The sequence below is a fragment of the Plantactinospora sp. WMMB334 genome (assembly GCF_049179095.1).
GTDB lineage: Bacteria > Actinomycetota > Actinomycetes > Mycobacteriales > Micromonosporaceae > Plantactinospora.
In genome coordinates this window covers 7,510,156-7,527,246 of record NZ_JBMHME010000002.1, presented here as the reverse complement: position 1 = coordinate 7,527,246, position 17,091 = coordinate 7,510,156, and the positions used below count along the sequence as shown (strand labels likewise).

Annotated in this window: 17 protein-coding genes, 1 tRNA gene and 2 pseudogenes; 9 read left to right on the top strand and 11 right to left on the bottom strand. The window is 73.6% G+C overall.

Annotation, left to right across the window (positions count from 1 at the left end; genetic code table 11):
• Positions 1-69 precede the first annotated feature (69 nt).
• The 3 genes and pseudogenes from ACN27G_RS32630 to ACN27G_RS32620 form a co-directional block, all read left to right on the top strand.
• Positions 70-234 (top strand): DUF6284 family protein, encoded by a 165-nt coding sequence (locus ACN27G_RS32630; RefSeq protein ID WP_421496498.1) that lies wholly within the window; start codon positions 70-72, stop codon positions 232-234.
• A complete protein-coding gene (locus tag ACN27G_RS32625) occupies positions 234-1,046 on the top strand; it encodes an ABC transporter permease (RefSeq protein ID WP_421496497.1) in 813 nt (270 codons plus the stop codon). Before ACN27G_RS32630 ends, ACN27G_RS32625 begins: the two co-directional genes overlap by 1 nt.
• A gap of 444 nt (positions 1,047-1,490) precedes the next feature.
• A pseudogene (locus ACN27G_RS32620) lies at positions 1,491-2,048 on the top strand (tyrosine-type recombinase/integrase); the annotation flags it as partial.
• Positions 2,049-2,131: 83 nt separating this feature from the next.
• Here ACN27G_RS32620 and ACN27G_RS32615 read toward each other — a convergent pair.
• Positions 2,132-2,221: transfer RNA gene (locus ACN27G_RS32615), tRNA-Ser, on the bottom strand.
• Positions 2,222-2,297: 76 nt separating this feature from the next.
• Here ACN27G_RS32615 and deoD point away from each other — a divergent pair.
• Positions 2,298-3,005: a purine-nucleoside phosphorylase gene (gene deoD, locus ACN27G_RS32610; protein WP_421496496.1), complete on the top strand. Its 708-nt coding sequence runs from the start codon at positions 2,298-2,300 to the stop codon at positions 3,003-3,005.
• A 70-nt stretch (positions 3,006-3,075) separates the two neighbouring features.
• On the opposite strand, the gene ACN27G_RS32605 is transcribed toward deoD, so the two are convergent.
• From ACN27G_RS32605 to ACN27G_RS32590, 4 genes are all read right to left on the bottom strand, one after another.
• On the bottom strand, positions 3,076-4,389 hold the full coding sequence (locus ACN27G_RS32605) for an ABC transporter permease (protein WP_421496495.1): 1,314 nt from the start codon (positions 4,387-4,389) through the stop codon (positions 3,076-3,078).
• Positions 4,389-5,159 (bottom strand): ABC transporter ATP-binding protein, encoded by a 771-nt coding sequence (locus ACN27G_RS32600; RefSeq protein WP_421497546.1) that lies wholly within the window; start codon positions 5,157-5,159, stop codon positions 4,389-4,391. The genes ACN27G_RS32605 and ACN27G_RS32600 overlap by 1 nt, the downstream gene beginning before the upstream one ends.
• 89 nt (positions 5,160-5,248) lie before the next feature.
• Positions 5,249-6,298 (bottom strand): efflux RND transporter periplasmic adaptor subunit, encoded by a 1,050-nt coding sequence (locus ACN27G_RS32595; RefSeq protein WP_421496494.1) that lies wholly within the window; start codon positions 6,296-6,298, stop codon positions 5,249-5,251.
• Positions 6,299-6,528: 230 nt separating this feature from the next.
• Positions 6,529-7,071, bottom strand: a complete 543-nt coding sequence (locus ACN27G_RS32590; protein WP_421496493.1) for a hypothetical protein — start codon at positions 7,069-7,071, stop codon at positions 6,529-6,531.
• Between the two features lie 131 nt (positions 7,072-7,202).
• Between ACN27G_RS32590 and ACN27G_RS32585 the strand changes: the two genes are divergently transcribed.
• Both ACN27G_RS32585 and ACN27G_RS32580 read left to right on the top strand, forming a co-directional pair.
• Positions 7,203-7,859 (top strand): response regulator transcription factor, encoded by a 657-nt coding sequence (locus ACN27G_RS32585; protein WP_421496492.1) that lies wholly within the window; start codon positions 7,203-7,205, stop codon positions 7,857-7,859.
• Positions 7,856-9,175: a sensor histidine kinase gene (locus ACN27G_RS32580; protein WP_421496491.1), complete on the top strand. Its 1,320-nt coding sequence runs from the start codon at positions 7,856-7,858 to the stop codon at positions 9,173-9,175. Before ACN27G_RS32585 ends, ACN27G_RS32580 begins: the two co-directional genes overlap by 4 nt.
• A 185-nt stretch (positions 9,176-9,360) precedes the next feature.
• Here ACN27G_RS32580 and ACN27G_RS32575 read toward each other — a convergent pair whose 3' ends face one another.
• The 4 genes and pseudogenes from ACN27G_RS32575 to ACN27G_RS32560 all read right to left on the bottom strand — a co-directional run.
• Positions 9,361-9,939 (bottom strand): nucleoside deaminase, encoded by a 579-nt coding sequence (locus ACN27G_RS32575; RefSeq protein ID WP_421496490.1) that lies wholly within the window; start codon positions 9,937-9,939, stop codon positions 9,361-9,363.
• A complete protein-coding gene (locus ACN27G_RS32570; protein WP_421496489.1) occupies positions 9,936-10,475 on the bottom strand; it encodes a tRNA adenosine deaminase-associated protein in 540 nt (179 codons plus the stop codon). The genes ACN27G_RS32575 and ACN27G_RS32570 overlap by 4 nt, the downstream gene beginning before the upstream one ends.
• Before the next feature lie 184 nt (positions 10,476-10,659).
• Positions 10,660-10,827: a hypothetical protein gene (locus tag ACN27G_RS32565; protein WP_421496488.1), complete on the bottom strand. Its 168-nt coding sequence runs from the start codon at positions 10,825-10,827 to the stop codon at positions 10,660-10,662.
• Between the two features lie 172 nt (positions 10,828-10,999).
• Positions 11,000-11,338 (bottom strand): annotated as a pseudogene (locus ACN27G_RS32560) (hypothetical protein); the annotation flags it as partial.
• Between ACN27G_RS32560 and ACN27G_RS32555 the strand changes: the two are divergent.
• Together ACN27G_RS32555 and ACN27G_RS32550 are read left to right on the top strand one after the other, a co-directional pair.
• Entirely contained in the window at positions 11,270-12,742 is a 1,473-nt protein-coding gene (locus ACN27G_RS32555) for a peptidoglycan DD-metalloendopeptidase family protein (RefSeq protein ID WP_421496487.1), read from the top strand. The pseudogene ACN27G_RS32560 and the gene ACN27G_RS32555 sit on opposite strands and share 69 nt — an antisense overlap.
• An 85-nt stretch (positions 12,743-12,827) precedes the next feature.
• Positions 12,828-13,907: a prephenate dehydrogenase gene (locus tag ACN27G_RS32550; RefSeq protein WP_421496486.1), complete on the top strand. Its 1,080-nt coding sequence runs from the start codon at positions 12,828-12,830 to the stop codon at positions 13,905-13,907.
• Here the strand turns inward: ACN27G_RS32550 and mtnA are convergent.
• Entirely contained in the window at positions 13,879-14,847 is a 969-nt protein-coding gene (gene mtnA / locus ACN27G_RS32545; protein ID WP_421496485.1) for an S-methyl-5-thioribose-1-phosphate isomerase, read from the bottom strand. The genes ACN27G_RS32550 and mtnA overlap by 29 nt on opposite strands.
• A 51-nt stretch (positions 14,848-14,898) precedes the next feature.
• Between mtnA and ACN27G_RS32540 the strand changes: the two genes are divergently transcribed.
• Positions 14,899-15,972 (top strand): PHP domain-containing protein, encoded by a 1,074-nt coding sequence (locus ACN27G_RS32540; RefSeq protein ID WP_421496484.1) that lies wholly within the window; start codon positions 14,899-14,901, stop codon positions 15,970-15,972.
• Positions 15,973-16,000: 28 nt separating this feature from the next.
• Here the strand turns inward: ACN27G_RS32540 and ACN27G_RS32535 are convergent, their stop codons facing one another.
• Positions 16,001-17,047 carry a DMT family transporter gene (locus ACN27G_RS32535; protein ID WP_421496483.1) on the bottom strand — a complete coding sequence of 349 codons (1,047 nt, stop codon included), beginning with the start codon at positions 17,045-17,047 and terminating at the stop codon, positions 16,001-16,003.
• Positions 17,048-17,091: the final 44 nt, after the last annotated feature.

Below are 17,091 nucleotides of genomic sequence, written 5' to 3'. Positions count from 1 at the left end.
CGCCGATGACGAACCCACACCCAAGACCTGGCCGCGATCGACCGTGAGTGGCCGCTGATCGAGGCCGAGTTGGCGCTGCTGGACGCAGAGATCATCGCACTCAACGCCGACGGTGGCCCGTCGCCGCTGGACCGGCGCCGGATCCGCCGGGCCGACCAGCGGGTGATGCGGGAAGCCGCCGCCCTGGGCGAACTGCTGACCGAGGCGCCGCGCGTGTGGAAGGCGGTGGCCTGATGACCACGCCGACCATGAGCGCCTACCCCCGCGCTGTCGAAGACCTGATTCCCGCTGCCCGCGCCCTGGCCGACAAGCTCGGTCGGGTCCCGTCCCGGAACCTGTTGATGCGGGAGCTGCGGGTGGGTTCGCCGAAGGCCACCGCGCTACGGGAAGCCCTCACCACCGCCAACTTCACCTCCACCGCCCCGCCCGCTGCGGCGCCGGTTGACACCCCGCTGGTTCCGGCGGTGGACCCGGTTCCGGCCGAGCCGACGACCGAGCCCGAACCGTCACCGATTCCCGCCGAGCCGGTCAACGAGCCGGACGTGTCTGCGCCGGTCGCGGTGGCCGGACACCCGGGTTCCACGATCACCACCAACCCGATTCCAGCGGCGCGGAAGCCGATGCGGTCGTGGGTGTTGCTGCTGCTCGCCGCTCCCGCGTTCGTCGCGATCTGGTCGGGGTGGGTCGGACTCGGTGAACTCACCGGGTTCGGGGTGGTTCACCCGCTGCCGGGAATCTGGGACAGATTCTCCCTGAACACCGCGATCACCCTGCCGGTCGGTGTCGAAGCCTATGCCGCGTACGCACTGCGGGCGTGGCTGTCCGGCGACGGCGTACCCCGCCGGGCACGCCGGTTCGCGGCCTGGTCGGCGATCGGGTCGCTGCTGCTCGGCGCGGCCGGACAGGTGGCGTACCACCTGATGGAGTCCGCCGGGGTGACCTCGGCCCCGTGGTGGATCACCACCCTCGTTGCCTGCCTGCCGGTCGCGGTGCTCGGCATGGGCGCCGCCCTGGCCCACCTGCTGCACACCCGCGACGAGTCCTGACTTCGCCCGGCGGCGCGGCCTCTGGCCTCGCAAACCTTCGCCGCGCCGCCGGCCCTGCCATCCCGAGATCACCAAACCCCTGATGGAGGAACACCAATCATGACCTCCCCCAACGATGATCGGTTCGACTGGACGGCCGCCGAAGCGGACCTGTCCGCCGATGCCGAGGTCGTCGACCTGGCCGCCCGCCGCCGCAAGCCCACCGACAGCGGGAAGGCGTTCATCGTCGACCTCGACGACGAAGCCGACGACCAGGAGACCGACACGCCGCCGCCGGTCGACCCGCCCCACGTACCGGCGCCGTCGGCGTTCGCGTCGGTGCTGGCGGGCAAGACCGCGACCCGCCGCCCGATCGTCCCCGCGTGGCTACGCTCCCGGGTCGAGTTGGTCACGGCTGGCCGGTGGGTGTTCTCGCACTACACCCACGTCAGCCTCTATCACCTCCCGAAGTGGCGGCACGGTTGCGCCGAACCGTGCGGCCGGAAGCACGGCGGACACTGCCCGGACCGGCAGCTGACCCGGGCCGCTACCGCCGACACGAAGTCACGCGCCGGCCGCCGCAGCATCGGGCTGCCCGACGAGCTGGTGGCCCTGCTCCGCAAGCACCGGGACGAGCAGGACCAGGAGCGCCAGAACGCCGGACAGCTCTGGTACGACGGCGGTTGGTTGTTCGCCACGCCGACCGGTGAGCCGGTGAACCCACGAACCGACTACGACGAGTGGAAGCGGATGCTCAAGCTGGCCGGACTCCGGGACGGCCGACTGCACGATGCCCGGCACACCGCCGCCACGGTGCTGCTGATCCTCGGCGTGGCGGAGCGGGCCGTGATGGGCATCATGGGCTGGTCCAACTCCGCGATGGCCGTCCGCTACCAGCACTTGACGACACAGGTCCACCGGGACATCGCGAAGCGGATCGGCGGGTTGCTCTGGGAGGCTCCGAAGGATCCGCCCGACGATGACGACCAGGGCGCCGCCGGGGTGCGCGTACCGGCCGCCTGAGCGGCAACTGAGACCAAAACTGAGACCGCAAGCCGAACGCCCGGTAGGTCATTTCCGACCCGCCGGGCGTTTTGGCTGTTCAGTGGCGGTGGCGGCGGGATTTGAACCCGCGGAGGGCGTAAACCCTCACACGCTTTCGAGGCGTGCTCCTTAGGCCACTCGGACACACCACCGCCGAGAAGGGTACCCGACGCCGCCGGGCGACGTCGCGGCGGTATCGAGCGGGCCGACCTGGCAGGATCACCTCACATGAGTACGCACATTGGCGCCAAGCCTGGCGAGATCGCCGAGCGGGTCCTGATGCCGGGCGACCCGCTGCGGGCCAAGTGGATCGCGGAGACCTACCTCGAGGACGCCAAGTGCTACTCGACGGTGCGCGGGATGCTCGGCTTCACCGGCCGCTGGTCCGGCACCGAGGTCTCGGTGCAGGGCTCCGGGATGGGCATGCCGTCCGCCTCCATCTACGCCCACGAGCTGATCAACGAGTACGGCGTGAAGTCGCTGATCCGGGTCGGCTCGTGCGGCGCGCTCAGCGAGGACCTCCAGCTCCGCGACGTGATCGCGGCGAGCGGGTCGTCGACCGACTCGAACATGAACCGGATGCGCTTCGACGGGCTGATCGACTACGCCCCGGTCGCCGACTTCGGGCTGCTGCGTACCTCGGTCGACGTGGCGGAGCGGCGCGGCATCGCGATGCGGGTCGGCCCGATCCTCGCCGCCGACGCCTTCTACACCGATCGTCCCGACCTCTACGACACGCTCGCCGACTACGGCGTCCTCGCGGTGGAGATGGAGTCGGCGGCGCTCTACACGATCGCGGCCCGGTTCCGGGCGCGGGCGTTGACGCTGCTGACCGTCAGCGACCACATCAAGCGGGGCGAGCAGACCACCGCCCACGAGCGGGAGCAGACCTTCGGCCAGATGGTCGAGATCGCCCTCGACACGATCGTCAGCTGACCCCCGACAGGAGTTAGGAAGGGCCCCCGCTACAACAGAAAACGATAAGCGGGGGCCCTTCCTTGCACCCTTACGGGGTGGCGAGTGCCTCCGTGGGTGCGAGGCGGGCGGCGCGGATCGCCGGATAGAGTCCGGCGAAGGCGCCGATCAGCAGGGTCGCGCCGACCCCGCCGAGCATCGCCCAGCTCGGCACCACCGTCGGCCAGTCCCGGGACAGGGCGTAGCCCGAGGTCACCGCGATGCCGATCAGCACCCCGCCGACCCCGCCGAGGGCGGAGAGCAGCAGCGACTCGGCGAGGAACTGGGTGCGTACCTGGCCCCGGGTCGCGCCGAGGGAGCGGCGCAACCCGATCTCGGCACGCCGTTCGAGCACCGAGATCACCATCGTGTTCGCCACCCCGACCCCGCCGACCAGCAGCGCGACCGCGCCGAGCCCGAGGAGCAGCCCGGTGAAGGCCTCGTCGGTGGCCTGCTGCGCCTCCAGCGCGTCGGAGGGCCGGGAGACCTTGACCTCGTTCGGCGCCTCCGGGTTGGCGGTGGCGCCGAGTACCGCCTGCACCGCCTCGACCGACTGCTCGGCCGACCGGGTGTAAACGGTGGTCGGGTGCCCGTCGAAGTCCAGGTAGGTGGCCGCCGCCCCCCAGCCGACCAGCGCGGAGAGGTCCAGCTCCGGGGCGAGCGGCACCGGCGCCAGGATCCCGACGACGGTGAACCACCGCCCGCCGAGATGGACCTGTACGTCCGGTCCGGCGCTGCCCAGCCCGAGCCGTTCGGCGGCGGTCGCCCCGAGCACGACGGCCGGGTAGCGCGCCGTCGCCTCGTTCAGCCAGGTGCCGCTGGCGACGCTCCCGCCGACCGTGTCGAGCAGGTCGAGCCGGGTCGCGCGGGCGGCGATGCCGCCGCTCTCGACCTCGGGGATCCGGTCCGAGCGGTACACCCGGGCCTCGGAGAGCAGCGCGGTGGCGGAGACCTGCTGGACCGGACCGATCCGGCCGATCATCGACACCGACTCCTCCGGCAGTTGCGCGCTGTCGCCGAAGAGCGTGTTGCCGGGGGCGACGGTCAGCAGGTTGGTGCCGAGCGCGTCCAGCATCCGGTCCAGTTCCGCGCGGGAGGAGGACGAGATGCCGACCACCGACACCATCGCGGCGATGCCGATCGCGATGCCGAGCGCGGAGAGGAACGCTCGTAGCGGCCGGGTGCGCAGCCCGACCCCGCCGACCCGGAGGATGTCGCGGGGGCGCAGCCGGGCCGGCACCAGCCGGGGCCGCGTCCCGCCGTCGACACCGGACGCCGACCGGCCCGGCTCGACCGTCCCGGACGCCGGTCGGCCCGATTCGACCGTCCCGGACGCCGACCGATCCTGTTCGACCGTCCCGGACATCAGGCCACCCCGCTCGACGCGATCGGCACGAATCGGCCGCCGCCGCCCGAGAGCTTCCGGCCGTCGGCGCTGTCCGGGAGCACCCGGCCGTCGGCGCTGTCCGGGAGCACCCGGCCGTCGCGCATCTGCACCTGCCGGGGCAGGCTCGCCGCGATCTCCCGATCGTGCGTGATCACCACGACCGTCGTACCGGCGGCGTTCAGCTCGCGCAGCAGGGTGAGCACGCCCGCGCCGGAGACCGAGTCGAGGTTGCCGGTCGGCTCGTCGGCCAGCAGTATCGCCGGGTTCCCGACCACGGCGCGGGCGATCGCCACCCGCTGCCGTTCGCCGCCGGAGAGCTCGTGCGGCCGGTGGTCCAGCCGGTGCCCGAGACCCACCCGGGTTAGCGCGGCCTCCGCGCGCCGCCGCCGCGGCCCGAGGGGTACGCCGGCGTAGAGCAGCCCGTCCGCCACGTTGTCCCGCACCGGTACGCCCGGCGCCAGGTGGAACTGCTGGAAGACGAACCCGATCCGGGAGGAGCGTAGTGCGGAGAGCTGGCGGTCGGAGAGCGTCGCCACGTCGTACCCGTCGATGTGCACCCGGCCGGTCGACGGCCGGTCGAGGGTGCCGATCAGGTGCAGCATGGTGGACTTGCCGGAGCCGGACGGCCCGACGATCGCCACCAGCTCGCCCGGGCGGATCGTCAGGGTCACCCCGTCGAGCGCCCGGACGCCGCCGGGATAGACCTTCGTGACGCCGTCGAGCACCACGACGCCGTCGGTGCCGCGCACCACGGTCCCGTTGGTGGTCCCGTTGGTGGTCCCGTTGGTGGTGCCGACGGATGTCCCGGCGCCCGGGGTCGCCGCTGCCGAGCGGCGGCTCACTTCGGCATCCCCACGGTCGCGCCCTCGGCCAGTCCGTCGCCGGAGACCTCTACCCGGCCGGCGGCGAAGAGTCCGGTCTGCACCGCCACGATCCGGGTCGCGTCGCCCTCCACGAGCTCGACCCCGTAGCCGCCCTCGGCGAGAGCGAGCAGCGCCGCGACCGGGACGGTGAGGACATCTTCCCGCTGGGCGGCGGTGAAGGAGACGTCGACCGAGGCGCTGTCGAACCCGGCCAGGGCCTTCGGGTCGGCGGCGGTGACGGTCACCTCGATCTTCGTCTCCGGTTCGCCCTGGGCGCCGTTGGCGCCCGTACTGGTCTCGATCACGGTCTCCGTCGCGGCGACGGTGCCGGCCACCTCCTTTCCGTCCGGCAGGGTCACCGTCACCTTGGCGCCGCGCTCGGCCAGCCGCTGGTCGTCCACGTCGAGTGAGACGGTGACGACCCGGGTGGTGGCGGTGTAGCCGAGCACCGCCCCGCCGGGCTGCACGGCGTCGCCGACCTCCGCCTCGGTGCTCTCCACCCGCACCTCGCGGCCGGCGTAGACGACCTGGCCCAGCTCGACCCGGCCGGTCTCGTCGAGACCGAGGTCCTCCTGCCACTCCCGCACCGCGTCGGCCGTCGCCCAGGTGTACTCGTCGTCGATGGTGAAGCCGTCGTAGCCGAGGGCGCTCAGATTCTTCTCGAACTGCGCGACGTCGTCCCCGCTGTCGCCGGGACGGAGCGTCCGGTAGGCGGGCAGGCTCCCGTAGAGGAGCACCACCTTGGCGTCGTCGAGCGCGTACAGCGGCTTGCCCCGGGTGATCCGGGCACCGGCGGCGGCCATCCAGGTGACCGTGCCTCCCGTGCGGGCCGTGACGGTGCGGGTCTCGCCGTACCCGAGTTCACCGCCGGCGGTCTCCGAGTCGACGAGTGTCTGCCGGGTGACCTGGGCGTTCGCCGGTGGCAGGGTGCTGGCGGTCGCCGTACCCGGATCGTCGCCGCCGAATCCGACGGCGGCGACGGTTCCGGCCGCGACCGCCACGACGGCGGTCGTCACCACCGCCACCGCCCGGGTACGGCCACCCCGTCGCCGCCGTCCCGGCCGGTTGCCACTGGCCGGGGCCGGTCCCGTGGCTGTCGGTCCCGTGCCGGCCGACGCTGTGCCGGCCGACGCTGTGCCGGCCGACGCTGTGCCGGCCGGCGCTGTGGCCGCCGGAGCTGCCGCCGCCGGCTCGGCAGCGGCCGGGGCCGGCCCCTCCCCGGAAGGGCCGGCTCCGGTCATGGAGGTGCCCGCCGTCATTGGCCGCCACCCCGGATCCGGATCGGGAATTCGCCCCGGCACTTCTCCATCGCGGCCTGGAACGTCGGATCGTCCAGTTTCAGCGCGCCCCGGCCGGGAAGCTGCATGGTGCCGTCCGGTCCCGGGTCCGGGAAGTCCGGCACGCCGTTCTCCCGCATGCACGTGGCCATCTTGCGCAACTGCTCCACCTGCTCCGGGTTGAGCTGCACCTGGCCGCCGTCGGGCAGCAGGTGGCGGCACGCCTCCATCGCCGCCTGCGTCTTGGCCGGATCGTCACCGGGGCGGCGCTGGATCCGGATCCCACCCTCGCCCGGCTCCGGGTCCGGCATCTCGACCCCGTTCTCCCGCATGCACTTCGCAAACTCCAGGCGGCGGTCCTCGTCACTCATGGCTGCGGCACTGGCGCTCGCCGTGGGGCCGGCTCCGCCGCCCCCCTGGGCGGTGGCCACCCCCGGCCCGTCGTCGGCCCGGGCACAGCCGGCGAGCGCGAGACCGAGGAGGGGCAGGGCGAGCCAGATGCCCGACATTCGTCGGCGCATGGCACAACTCCTTCCGTGGGCCGGCGCGGTTCGCCGGCCGATACGGACAAAGTCAAGCCGCAGGCGCGTATCCGGGGCGTAACCGTCGACGTTTACGGCCCGGTTATCCGGCGCCGAGTCACCATGGGACGGTGCGCATACTGGTGGTCGAGGACGAGAGGCTGCTGGCGGACGCCATCGCCGAGTGGCTGCGCCGGGAGGCGTTCGCGGTCGACGTCGCGTACGACGGCGACGCCGCCCTGGAACGGCTCGGCGTCAACGACTACGACGTCGTGGTGCTCGACCGCGACCTGCCGGTGGTGCACGGCGACGACGTGTGCCGGGCGATCGTGGAGGGCGGCGCCGAGACCCGGGTGATGATGCTCACCGCCGCGGCCGCCGTACGGGACCGGGTGGCCGGGTTGGCGCTCGGTGCCGACGACTACCTGATCAAGCCGTTCGCGCTTGTCGAACTCTCCGCCCGGGTGCACGCGCTGATCCGGCGGGCCCGACCGGCGGCCCCGCCGAAGCTGACCCGGGGCGGCCTGGTGGTCGACCCGGCCCGGCACGAGGTATACCGGGACGGCCGCCACGTCGCACTCTCCCGCAAGGAGTTCGCGGTGCTGGCCGAGCTGATGCGGGCCGGCGGCGCGGTGGTCTCCGCCGAGGAGCTGCTGGAGCGGGCCTGGGACGAGCACATCGACCCGTTCACCAACGTGGTGCGGGTGACCGTGATGAAGCTGCGCCGCAAGCTCGGCGAACCACAGATCGTCGAGACCGTGCCGGGAGTGGGGTATCAGATCCGGTGAAACGACTGACCATCCGGGCCCGCCTCACCTTCGTCTACGGCGGCCTCTTCCTGCTCGCGGGCGTGGTCCTGCTCGCCGTCACCTACGTACTCGTCGAGCAGCGGATGCCCGGCACCTTCGGGGTCGCCTTCAACGCGTCCCGGCTGCCGGAGCCGGGCCCGGACCGGGTGATCAGCCCGAGCGACGCGGAACAGCTCCGGATCTTCGCCCGGCAGGTCCAGGACGAGGCCCGGCAGAACGCGCTGGAGACGCTGCTCACCCAGGGTGGTATCGCGCTTGCCCTGGTCTCGGCGACCGCCTTCGCCTTCGGTTGGCTGATCGCCGGCCGGGCGCTGCAACCCCTGCACCAGATCACCGGCACCGCCCGGCGGATCGCCGGCGCCGACACCGCCGGCCGCGGGCTGCACGAGCGGATCGCGCTGGACGGCCCCCGGGACGAGGTCAAGGAGCTTGCCGACACCTTCGACCTGATGCTGGAGCGGTTGGACCAGTCCTTCGACGGGCAGCGGAGGTTCGTCGCCAACGCCTCGCACGAGCTGCGTACGCCGCTGGCGGTGAACCGGTCGCTGCTGGAGCTGGCGATCACCCGTCCGGGCGCACCGGTCGAGTTGACGCAGCTCGGTGAGACGCTGCTGGCCGTCAACGAGCGGCACGAACGGCTCATCGACGGGCTGCTGACCCTGGCCGACTCGGAGCAGCAGGTGGTCGACCGCACCCCGCTCGACCTGCGCGAGGTGGTCGGCCACGTCGCCGAGCAGCTGCGGACGGAGCTGCCTGTGCACCGGCAGCTGGAGCCGGCGCGCACCGCCGGTGATCCGGTGCTGCTGGAGCGGCTGACCCAGAACCTGCTGGAGAACGCGGTCCGGCACAACGTGCCGGCCGGCGGTCAGGTCTGGGTCAACACCGGCACGATGCAGGGCTGGGCCATCCTGGTGGTGGCGAACACCGGGCCGGTGGTGCCGGGGTACGAGGTCGAGACGATGTTCCAGCCGTTCCGCCGGCTACGTCAGGAGCGGGTCGGTGGCGGACGGGGCTTCGGGCTGGGGCTGTCGATCGTGCGGGCGGTCGCCACCGCGCACGGCGGGTCGGTCCGGGCCGAGCCCCGGCACGGCGGCGGGCTGGTCGTGACGGTGCTGCTGCCGGTCGAGTCGCCGATCGGCGCCGAGCCGCAGCCAGGGCCACAACGGGCGCTGCAACCGGAGCCGCGGCCGGCGGGGCCGCAGCCAGGGTGGCAACCGGGTTCGCAGTGGCCGCCGGTCACAGCCCCACACGTCCCGTACTCCGAGCTGAGCACGCCTGGTCGCTCTCCGAGCTGAGCACGCCTGGTCGCATTCTGCGCCGACCTGTCCGGTGACGGCCCTGCGCGGTTGCCGGCGACAACACCCGACACGAGAGTTTTCCACAGGCGTCCAAGGTTATCCACAAGGGTGTGCACAACCTCCGGGATACGCCGGAGATCCGTGTGTCCTCGACCGGACCGCGCCAGCGGCACGGTCAACAGTCAGCGGAAAAAGGCGCGGAGCGCGGCAGCGCACTCGGCTTCCAGTACGCCGCCGTAGACCTCCGGGCGATGGTTGAGGCGCCGGTCGCGTACGACGTCCCAGAGCGAGCCCACGGCACCGGTCTTCGGCTCCCACGCACCGAAGACGAGTGTGGAGATCCGGGCGAGCACCAGGGCACCCGCGCACATCGTGCAGGGCTCCAGCGTGACGACCAGGGTGCAGCCGGTCAGTCGCCAGGCACCGACGACAGCGGCGGCCCGGCGCAGGGCCAGCACCTCGGCATGTGCGGTGGGATCGCCGGTCGACTCGCGCTCGTTGCGGGCACTCGACAGCTCCGTACCGTCGGGTCCGTAGACGACCGCGCCGACCGGGACGTCGCCGGCCAGCGCCTCGGCCGCCGCCTCCGGCACGCCCGACGACGGCACGCCCGACGACGGCACGCCCGACGACGCGCCGGCCGGAGCGGCGGAGACCTCCAGTGCGCGGCGCATCCACGCCTCGTGCCGGTGCCGGCGCCCGATCGAGGGCCCGCCCGGCACATCGGACCCGCCGGAGCGTCGGCCTGCCGAGCCGGTCACGCCTCGCGAAGCTCCTCGACCTCGGTGGCACAGCCGATGACCTGGCAGATCTCCGCCGTCACGTCGGCCGGCAGCATCCCCTCGTGCGCGCAGAGCGTGAGCAGGCGGTGGGCCGAGATGCCGAGGTCGGCGAGAAGGTCGGCGTCACCCACCGGATCGGCGTCCGGATCGACGGTGGGCTCGTCGGCGTCCTCGTCGTCGTCGGCCCCGCCCGCCGCGCGCTCCACCGGCTCGACGACATCGTCGATCTCCAGGGCCGGAGCCTTGATGTCGCCGACCAGCAGGGCACCGAGCCGCGACTCCTCGGCGAACGCCGAGTCCGAACCGAAGACCCGCAGATCCTCGCCCTCGTCCAGCCGCATGACGGCCAGGTAGGCGTCGTCGGACTCGACGAAGAGCAGGGAGATCTCGGCATCCTGGTCGACGTCGCGGAGCAGGTCGGCGACCTCGTCGATGTCGCCGGCGCCACTGAGATCAACTTCAGCCGCGGTCCAGCCGGACGGGCGGCGCACCACGGCCGCAGCGAAGTACGACACGGTCCCCCCAATTACCCAGCGGCGCCCAGCCGCACCACACAGCCGACTTTTCGATCCACAGCCGGCCCTCTGTCACGCGTGACGGTATCCGGTCGTATCCAGCCGAGCCCACGCAACGCCCCGAAGGAGAGCCGGGGAATCGAAGTGGGCAGGGTCGGCGCTTCGCCTGCCTGTCGTCGGCCGCTCAGCCCGCCAGCCGGCGGCGGGTGGCGATCAGTTCACGCAGCCGATCGGCGCGGGCACGTCGAGGATGTTCGCGCTCGCGCACCGACTTCGCCCCGGCGAGCTCGGCGAGGAGCTGCAACCGGCGACGGCTGCGGTCGGGGTCGAGCCGATGCTCTGTCCAGGCCATACCGCCGAGAGTGCCGAGTCCCGCCCCGTTCGTCAAGACCGGTCGCACAGCGCAGTCATGGGATCACCCAGCGCCGTGACCGCGAGGGATTCTCGGCCTCCGTCACGACGTCGACCGGACCGGTACGGGTCCGTCGCGGCACGCGCTCGCCGACCGTCCGGCGGTTGCCCCGCTACCACAACGGCCAGTCGCCGCTGGTGGACCAGCGCGTCACGACGGCCGCGAAGGCGACCGCCCAGCCCAGGCCGGTGGCCAGGGCGATGCCCGCGCCGGCTCCCCGGTTGCCCCGGCTGGTCAACAGCAGCGCGACGAGCCAGGCAACGGCGCCGGCGAGCAGTGTCCAGAGCGCGTAGCCGCGCAGGTCATGGCCGAGCAGCCCGAAGGCCAACAGCCAGGCGGCGGTGACGGCGACAGCGGCGGTGACGGCTCCGGGGCGTACCGGATGGGGCTCCCGGTAGGTCGGGTGCGTCTGCCCCGGCGGCGGGCTCGCCGGAAAGAGGCCGGAGGGGCTGTGCCCGGAAGGCCGTGGGTGCCAGACCGGCGCCGCGCCGAGCGGAGTGGGAGTCCGGTACGGCGTGCCGGGTTGGAGCACGCCCGGCTGGGCCACGTCCGGCTGGGCCACGGGCCGGATCACGTCCGGCTGGGCCACGGGCCGGATCACGTCCGGCTGGGCCACGGGCCGGATCACGTCCGGCTGGGCCACGGGCCGGATCGCGTCCGGCTGGGTCGGGGTGCCGAACTGGAGTACGCCCGGCGGGGCCGGCGGACCGGAGTGGCCAGGCCGGTCCAGCCCGGGGTGCGGGAGGCCGGATCGGGGCTGGAAAGCCGGCTGTTCCGCCATGACGCCCGCTCCTTTCCCCGCCACCATCCGCCGGGCCCGGCCCGGCCGAGGCGACCGGCCACGCCCGGGCGACCGCACCCCGTCGCCGTCACGCAGTGGCCGCACCTCCGTGGCCGTGCCCGCACCTCCGTGGCCGTGCCCGCACCTGGTGGCCGTACGCGTGCCGTACCGCCTCGCAGCCTACCCGGCGGGCACGCAACGCCGCCGGATCCGACCGCCCCGGCCGCAGACCCGAGGAATGCCGATGATTTCGGGCCGACGCGCACGGGATCGGTCTGTCACTATGACCGGGTGCCATGGGGAGGATCTGCGGGCCCGGATCGGGTCCGTCGGCGTCGGGCGTACCCGGTCGCCGTACTGCTGCTGACGGCGCTTGTCGCAGGCTGCGCCGAGACGCGGCAGCCGACGGGCGCACCGGTCTTCGCGCCGATGGACCGGTCGACGCCGAGCGTGACCGCCGACGGTACGTCCACCGCCGCGCCCACGCCGACCGGCGGTGTCACGCCGAGCCGTACGCCGTCGCGGAAGCCGACCACCGCACCGCCGACGACCAGCGGCAACCACCGTTACGTCTTCCCCGTGCAGACGGGGAACGTCGCCTACCACCCGACCCATTCCGTGTACCCGGCCACCGACATCTTCGCCAACTGCGGCTCACCGGTGGTCGCCGTGACGGCCGGACGGATTCTGGAGGTGAGCCGGGTCGACCGCTACAGCAAGTCCGGCCCGCAGGGGCCGGACAACGGCGGCAGGTCGGTCTCGTTGCTCGGTGACGACGGCGTGCGCTACTACGGCTCGCACCTGACGAACGTCTCCGGCGGCATCGAGGCGGGCGTCCGGGTCCGCGCCGGCCAGCAGGTCGGCACGGTCGGCCGGACCGGCAACGCCAACAACGTCTGCCACCTGCACTTCGGCATCTCACCGCCGTGCCAGAAGACCGCCGACTGGTGGATCCGGCGTGGCGTGGTCTGGCCGGCGTCGTTCCTGGACGCCTGGCGCAAGAAGCGGAACACGTCACCGGCGGCCAAGGTCAGAAGCTGGCGCGCGGCGAACGGCTGCCCGGCCACACCTTAACGGCGAACGGCCGCCCGGCCACACCTTGGCCGCGCCGGCTGCCCGGCGGCACCGTGGCCGCGCCTGGTGTGCGAGAGTTCCGGGCGTGGACGTCGCGGTGATCGGGCTCGGTCTCATCGGCGGCTCGGTGCTCCGGGCACTGGCCTCGACCGGTCATGTGGTGCTCGGCTACGACGCCGATCCGGCGACCAGGGCCACCGCCCGGACCGCCGCCGCACAGGCGCCGCCGGCACAGCGCTGGCAGATCGCCCGGACGGTACGCGACGCGGTGGCCACCGCCGATCTGGTGGTGATCGCCGTCCCGCTGCCGGCGGTCGCCGACGTCCTCGACGAGCTCTCCGCCGCCGGCTACACCGGACTGCTCACCGACGTCACCTCGGTCAAGGAGCCGGTACGCCTGCTTGTGCACGAGCACCTGGGCAACGGGCGCCGACCCGACGAACGACCGACCGACGAACACCCGACCGACGAACGACCGGGCGACGAACGACCGGGCGACGGCACCGACCGGCGCGCCGGATTCGTCGGTGGGCATCCGATGGCCGGCCGGGAGACCTCCGGCTTCGGTGCCGCCGACCCGGCGCTCTTCACCGGCTGTGCCTGGGTGCTCTGCCTCGAACCGGAGGAGACCTCGGTCGCCGACTGGCTGGAGTTGGCCGCGCTGGTCACCACGCTCGGCGCCCGGGTGGTGCCGGCGGTCGCCGCCGAGCACGACCGGGCGGTGGCCGCCGTCAGCCACGTACCGCACCTGCTGGCCGCCGCGATCGCGGCGGTCGCCGCCGACGACCCGCTCGCCGGCACCCTGGCCGCCGGTTCGTTCCGGGACGGCACCCGGGTCGCCGCGACCCGGCCGGACCTGGTGGCGGCGATGTGCGGCGGCAACGCCGTCGCGGTCGGCCCGGCCCTGGACGCCGTACGGGACGCGCTGGAGCAGGCCCGCGCGGCGGTCGGCTCGGCGGATCCGATCGGTGCGCTGCGGAGCTGGCTGGCGCCCGGCTCGGCGGCCCGGCGTGCCTGGCCACCCCGGGCGGGTGCTCCGGTGGAGCTGCCGGCCCGGCCGGACGCGCTGCTCCGGCTGGGCCGCTCGGGTGGCTGGGTGACCCGGGTCTCCGGCGACCGGCGTACGGTCACCGGGGTCAGACCCGCTCCGCCCGATCCAGCCTGATCACCCGTCGCTCGGTGACGATGGCCGTGACCAGCTCGTGCGGCGTCACGTCGAAGGCGGGGTTGACCGCGTCGACCCCGTCCGGCCGCGCCGACGACGGGAGCACCTCCTCGGCGCCCCGGTCCTCGATCTCGACCTCTTCGCCGCCGGCCGTGTCGGGGTCGACCGTCGACTCCGGCGCGACGACGACGAACGGGATGCCGGCCCGGCGGGCACCGAGGGCGTGCGCGTACGTGCCGATCTTGTTGATCACGTCGCCGTTGGCGCAGATCCGGTCCGCGCCCAGCACCACCCCGTCGACCTCGCCCCGGGCCATCAGGAACGGGCCCGCCCCGTCCACCGCGACCCGGTACGGCACCCCGGCCCGGCCCAGCTCCCACGCGGTGAGCCGGGCGCCCTGCAACAGCGGCCGGGTCTCGCTGGCCAGCACCGCGCCGAGCGCGTCCCGCCGGTGCAGCTCCAGCACCGCCCCGAGCGCGGTGCCGCCGACCACCGCCGCCAGTGCGCCGGTGTTGCAGTGGGTGAGCAGCCGTGGCCGGGCACCGCAGAGCTCGGCGAGCAGGTCCGCGCCCCGGGCTGCCATCGCGGCGGAGGCGGCGATCTCCTCGTCCCGGACGGCCAGCGCCTCAGCGAGGACCGCGTCGGCACCCTCCGGCAGCCGGGCGGCGGCCCGGCGTACGCCCCGGGCCAGGTTCACGGCCGTCGGCCGCGCGGTCTCCAGCCGGCGCACCGTCGCGGCGACGTCGTCGGGGTGCCGGGCGGCGAGCGCGACCCCGAGCGCACCGGCCACGCCGAGGGCGGGGGCACCGCGTACGGCGAGGCGCTGGATCGCCGCGACCAGCTCCTCGACGGTGCCGATCCGCAGCACGGTGAGCCGGGCCGGCAGGGCGGTCTGGTCGATCAGCTCGACGGCACCGTCAACCCAGTCGATCGTGCGCACGACCGCCAGGGTACGGGACCGGTCGATCGACGAGGCGACTACCGTGGGCCCATGACCGAGCGGGATCCCGTTGCCGACCTGCGCCGGATCGCCTTCCTGCTGGAGCGGGCGAACGAGGCGACCTATCGGGTCCGGGCGTTCCGGTCGGCCGCCGGGACCCTGGCCGAGCTCCCCGACGGGGAGCTGGCGACCCGGGCCGGGGCGGGCACCCTGACCGAGCTCTCCGGCGTCGGCGACGTGACCGCGCGGACCGTCACCGAGTCGCTGCGCGGCGAGGAGCCGGTCTATCTCCGCCGGTTGCTCGCCACCGAGGGGCTCGACCTGGACGAGCAGGCCACCGCGCTGCGGGCGGCGCTGCGCGGCGACTGCCACAGCCACTCCGACTGGTCCGACGGGGGCTCGCCGATCGAGGAGATGGCGCTCGCCGCCGTCGAGCTGGGCCACGAATATCTGGTACTGACCGACCACTCCCCCCGGCTGACCGTCGCCCGGGGCCTCACCGCCGCCCGGCTGCGCCGGCAGCTCGACCATGTCGCCGCGGTCAACGACGCGCTGCCGGAGGGCTTCCGGATCCTCACCGGCATCGAGGTCGACATCCTCGACGACGGCTCGCTGGACCAGGACGAGGAGCTGCTGGCCCGCCTCGACGTCGTGGTCGGCTCGGTGCACAGCAACCTGCGGGACCCGAGGGCGCGGATGACGAAGCGGATGTTGGCGGCGATCGCCAACCCGCACCTGGACATCCTCGGGCACTGCACCGGACGGATGGTCTCGTCCCGGCCGCCCGGGGTCACCGGCCCGGGTGACCGGGGGCACCGGGCCCGCACCCGGCCGCCGAGCGACTTCGACGCCGAGGCCGTCTTCGCCGCCTGCGCCGAGCACGACAAGGCCGTCGAGATCAACTCCCGGCCGGAGCGGCAGGACCCGCCGAAGCGGCTGATCCGGCTGGCCGTGGAGGCGGGCTGCCGGTTCGCCATCGACACCGACGCGCACGCCCCCGGTCAGCTCGACTGGCAGCGGTTCGGCTGCGAGCGGGCGGCCCGGTGCGGCGTGCCGGCGGAGCGGGTCGTCAACGCCTGGTCGGCCGGGGAGCTGGTCGACTGGGCCGGCTCACACGCGGGCTGACGGGATTCTCGCACGCGGGCGGGGTGCGTCACACGCGGGCGGACGGGGTCGCCAGCCGCGCCGGGATCTGGGCCGGCGGACCGGCCGCCGGTCCGGGGCCGCCGGCCGCGGGTGCGGCGGGGCGACGCCGCCGGCCGGGAAGAAACCCCTGCGAGACCGCCACCCCGGCCAGCACGATCGCCGCGCCGACCGGCTGGTACCAGGCGAGGTGCTCACCGAGGGCGAGCACGCCGATCAGCACCGCGAAGACCGGGATGACGTAGGTGACCATCGACGCCGTACTCGCGCCGGCCAGCCGGATGTTCCGCATGTTGATCACGAAGGCGAGGCCGGTGCCGAGCGCGCCCAGCGCCAGCACGCTGGCGACCACCTCGGCCGAGAGCCGGGTCGGCACCGGCGGGGCGCCGGCGATCAGCGGCGCGGCGATCGCGAGCTGTGCGGTCGCCATCAGCAACTGCGCGGCGGAGATCGCCAGCCCGGACTCGGGCCGGCCCGCGAGGAACCGGCGCTGGTACGGGATCGACACCCCGTAGCAGGCCGCCGCCGCGAGGCACATCAACTGGCCGGTGAACTCGGCACCGCCGAGCCCTCGCCACACTCCGAGCACCACCAGCACCCCGGCGAAGCCGAGGCCGAGCCCGGCCGCCCGGCGGGCGGTCATCCGCTCGGTGCGGAAGACCAGCACCGCCAGCGGCAGCACCAGCAGCGGGGTCGTCGCGTTCCAGATGCCGGCGAGCATCGAGGAGACCCGCTGCTCGCCGTAGCCGAAGAGGGTGAACGGCAGCGCGACCCCGACCGCCGCCAGGACGGCGGCGTGCAGCCAGAGCATCGGGTCCCGGGGCAGCCGGTCGCGGAGCACCGCGAGCACCACGAGCAGGGTGAGCGCGCCCGCGCCGGCCCGGCCGAGGGTGACGTGGACCGGGTGCAGCTCGCTGATGCCGACCTTGATGAAGAGGAAGCTCGATCCCCAGATGGCGCCGAGCGCGACGAAGCCCGGAAGCCACGACCGGAGGGCGACGGTGTCAGGGGTGGTAGCGGTGCTCACCCCTGACACTCTGCGCCAGGGGTAGGACATTGTCGCGCGATTTCCGGACCTCGTGTCCGGCGACACACATCCCG